Annotated in this window: 2 pseudogenes; one reads left to right on the top strand and one right to left on the bottom strand. The window is 35.2% G+C overall.

Features of this window, described 5'->3' with window-relative positions:
- Positions 1–161 precede the first annotated feature (161 nt).
- Positions 162–368, top strand: a pseudogene (locus tag BTA30_RS22380) (GyrI-like domain-containing protein); the annotation flags it as partial.
- A gap of 209 nt (positions 369–577) precedes the next feature.
- Here BTA30_RS22380 and BTA30_RS23565 read toward each other — a convergent pair.
- A pseudogene (locus tag BTA30_RS23565) lies at positions 578–744 on the bottom strand (GyrI-like domain-containing protein); the annotation flags it as partial.

Here is a 744-nt window from a genome sequence, read left to right as displayed (position 1 = left end):
GGAAAAACAGGCGCCCTAAAATAAAGTGTTTACATTTAAAATTGAAAGTATAGACATTTAAATTTATTCTTCATAACATATAAAAACCCTTTTAAGAAACTCTAAAAAGAGCCTAATCGCTCAACAAAGAGTTTTGCGACTGATGCTAATATACCAATTGCGAAAGCGAACTTTCTGGTGGAAAATATGTCATTCGCAAAGTTAAACATACAGCAGAAGATATTCAAAAAGCCTGGACTGACATTTTTCTGGATTTGCAAAACAGCGGATACCAAATTGACAACAAACCGATTTTGGAAAGATACACAGGTGATATGATTTCCAACGATTATTGCGAAATATGTGTACCTGTAAAACCTTTATCGTAAGAGTAAGGTGGGGCAAGTTTCCTCACTCCGGTTCATCAGGTAAAATGATGCTCTAAAAGAAGTATGACCAGTTAATAAACTAAGCGCATGAAATAAAAATTAATCTATCATTCACAGAAGAGAAACATGACCGATTATAAGATGAAGTGTTAAAGAGAGCTTATCCGCTTTTTACATCGAAACAGATAGTGAAGTCAGATCCTTTTTGTTTCACGAATTGAATGATCAATTTGATATTCGTTTGAAATGACAATACAAGCATCATACCGACAGTTTTCAGGAAGTGTCGTTTCCGGGTTATCTTGCGGAATTCCGAGTATGATTGCCGATTCACCAAGTAGATGATTCTGCTCAGCCCATTTCTTTAATGTTTCCA

Origin of the sequence: Bacillus swezeyi (genome assembly GCF_001969815.1) — a bacterium.
Lineage (GTDB): Bacteria > Bacillota > Bacilli > Bacillales > Bacillaceae > Bacillus > Bacillus swezeyi.
This window is presented reverse-complemented; position numbering and strand designations above follow the sequence as displayed.